This is a genomic window from Bacillus sp. 179-C3.3 HS, from assembly GCF_047229225.1.
Lineage (GTDB): Bacteria > Bacillota > Bacilli > Bacillales > Bacillaceae > Bacillus.
Genome location: NZ_JBFEFT010000043.1, coordinates 1 through 3,070 on the forward strand (window position 1 = coordinate 1; position 3,070 = coordinate 3,070).

Sequence of the window (3,070 nt, forward strand, 5' to 3'; positions counted from 1 at the left end):
TGTTCTTTGAAAACTAGATAACAATAAGTAATACATTCACATTGAATGCAAAGTTCATCACACACAAAGTGATTCTTTCTAAAGTAAGAAATGGTTAAGTTAGAAAGGGCGCACGGTGGATGCCTTGGCACTAGGAGCCGATGAAGGACGGGACGAACACCGATATGCTTCGGGGAGCTGTAAGCAAGCTTTGATCCGGAGATTTCCGAATGGGGAAACCCACTGCTCGTAATGGAGTAGTATCCATACTTGAATACATAGAGTATGAGAAGGCATACCCGGGGAACTGAAACATCTAAGTACCCGGAGGAAGAGAAAGCAAATGCGATTCCCTAAGTAGCGGCGAGCGAAACGGGAACAGCCCAAACCAAGAGGCTTGCCTCTTGGGGTTGTAGGACACTCTATACGGAGTTACAAAGGAATGATATAAGCGAAGAGGTCTGGAAAGGCCCGCCAGAGAAGGTAACAGCCCTGTAACTGAAATGTCATTCCCTCCAGAGTGGATCCTGAGTACGGCGGAACACGTGAAATTCCGTCGGAATCCGGGAGGACCATCTCCCAAGGCTAAATACTCCCTAGTGACCGATAGTGAACCAGTACCGTGAGGGAAAGGTGAAAAGCACCCCGGAAGGGGAGTGAAATAGATCCTGAAACCGTGTGCCTACAAGTAGTCAGAGCCCGTTAACGGGTGATGGCGTGCCTTTTGTAGAATGAACCGGCGAGTTACGATCCCGTGCAAGGTTAAGCAGAAGATGCGGAGCCGCAGCGAAAGCGAGTCTGAATAGGGCGCATGAGTACGTGGTCGTAGACCCGAAACCAGGTGATCTACCCATGTCCAGGGTGAAGTTCAGGTAACACTGAATGGAGGCCCGAACCCACGTACGTTGAAAAGTGCGGGGATGAGGTGTGGGTAGGGGTGAAATGCCAATCGAACCTGGAGATAGCTGGTTCTCTCCGAAATAGCTTTAGGGCTAGCCTCAAGGTAAGAGTCTCGGAGGTAGAGCACTGATTGGACTAGGGGCCCCTACCGGGTTACCGAATTCAGTCAAACTCCGAATGCCGATGACTTATCCTTGGGAGTCAGACTGCGAGTGATAAGATCCGTAGTCGAAAGGGAAACAGCCCAGACCGCCAGCTAAGGTCCCAAAGTATACGTTAAGTGGAAAAGGATGTGGAGTTGCTTAGACAACCAGGATGTTGGCTTAGAAGCAGCCACCATTTAAAGAGTGCGTAATAGCTCACTGGTCGAGTGACTCTGCGCCGAAAATGTACCGGGGCTAAACGTATCACCGAAGCTGCGGACTGTTCTTACGAACAGTGGTAGGAGAGCGTTCTAAGTGCTGTGAAGCTAGACCGGAAGGACTGGTGGAGCGCTTAGAAGTGAGAATGCCGGTATGAGTAGCGAAAGACGGGTGAGAATCCCGTCCACCGAATGCCTAAGGTTTCCTGAGGAAGGCTCGTCCGCTCAGGGTTAGTCGGGACCTAAGCCGAGGCCGAAAGGCGTAGGCGATGGACAACAGGTTGATATTCCTGTACCACCTCCTCACCATTTGAGCAATGGGGGGACGCAGGAGGATAGGGTAAGCGCGGTATTGGATATCCGCGTCCAAGCAGTTAGGCTGGGAAATAGGCAAATCCGTTTCCCGTGAAGGCTGAGCTGTGATGGCGAGCGAAATTTAGTAGCGAAGTTCCTGATTCCACACTGCCAAGAAAAGCCTCTAGCGAGGTGAGAGGTGCCCGTACCGCAAACCGACACAGGTAGGCGAGGAGAGAATCCTAAGGTGATCGAGAGAACTCTCGTTAAGGAACTCGGCAAAATGACCCCGTAACTTCGGGAGAAGGGGTGCTTCTTGGGGTGTTAAAGCTCCGAGAAGCCGCAGTGAATAGGCCCAGGCGACTGTTTAGCAAAAACACAGGTCTCTGCGAAGCCGTAAGGCGAAGTATAGGGGCTGACGCCTGCCCGGTGCTGGAAGGTTAAGAGGAGCGCTTAGCGTAAGCGAAGGTGCGAATTGAAGCCCCAGTAAACGGCGGCCGTAACTATAACGGTCCTAAGGTAGCGAAATTCCTTGTCGGGTAAGTTCCGACCCGCACGAAAGGCGCAACGATCTGGGCACTGTCTCAACGAGAGACTCGGTGAAATTATAGTACCTGTGAAGATGCAGGTTACCCGCGACAGGACGGAAAGACCCCGTGGAGCTTTACTGCAACCTGATATTGAATGTTGGTACAGCTTGTACAGGATAGGTAGGAGCCTTGGAAACCGGAGCGCTAGCTTCGGTGGAGGCATCGGTGGGATACTACCCTGGCTGTATTGACCTTCTAACCCGCTGCCCTTATCGGGCAGGGAGACAGTGTCAGGTGGGCAGTTTGACTGGGGCGGTCGCCTCCTAAAATGTAACGGAGGCGCCCAAAGGTTCCCTCAGAATGGTTGGAAATCATTCGCAGAGTGTAAAGGCACAAGGGAGCTTGACTGCGAGACCTACAAGTCGAGCAGGGACGAAAGTCGGGCTTAGTGATCCGGTGGTTCCGCATGGAAGGGCCATCGCTCAACGGATAAAAGCTACCCCGGGGATAACAGGCTTATCTCCCCCAAGAGTCCACATCGACGGGGAGGTTTGGCACCTCGATGTCGGCTCATCGCATCCTGGGGCTGTAGTCGGTCCCAAGGGTTGGGCTGTTCGCCCATTAAAGCGGTACGCGAGCTGGGTTCAGAACGTCGTGAGACAGTTCGGTCCCTATCCGTCGCGGGCGCAGGAAATTTGAGAGGAGCTGTCCTTAGTACGAGAGGACCGGGATGGACGCACCGCTGGTGTACCAGTTGTTCTGCCAAGGGCATCGCTGGGTAGCTATGTGCGGACGGGATAAATGCTGAAAGCATCTAAGCATGAAGCCCCCCTCAAGATGAGATTTCCCATTCCGCAAGGAAGTAAGATCCCTGAAAGATGATCAGGTTGATAGGTCTGAGGTGGAAGCGTGGTGACACGTGGAGCTGACAGATACTAATAGATCGAGGACTTAACCTATTTTAATGTGAAGCATGAACGTTGTTATCTAGTTTTGAGAGAACATT

At 52.2% G+C, this 3,070-nt stretch carries 1 rRNA gene; it reads left to right on the top strand.

Annotated elements, in window-relative coordinates:
• The first annotated feature begins 92 nt into the window (after window positions 1-92).
• Window positions 93-3,023: ribosomal RNA gene (locus tag AB1K80_RS17095) — 23S ribosomal RNA — on the top strand.
• The last annotated feature ends 47 nt before the right edge of the window (window positions 3,024-3,070 follow it).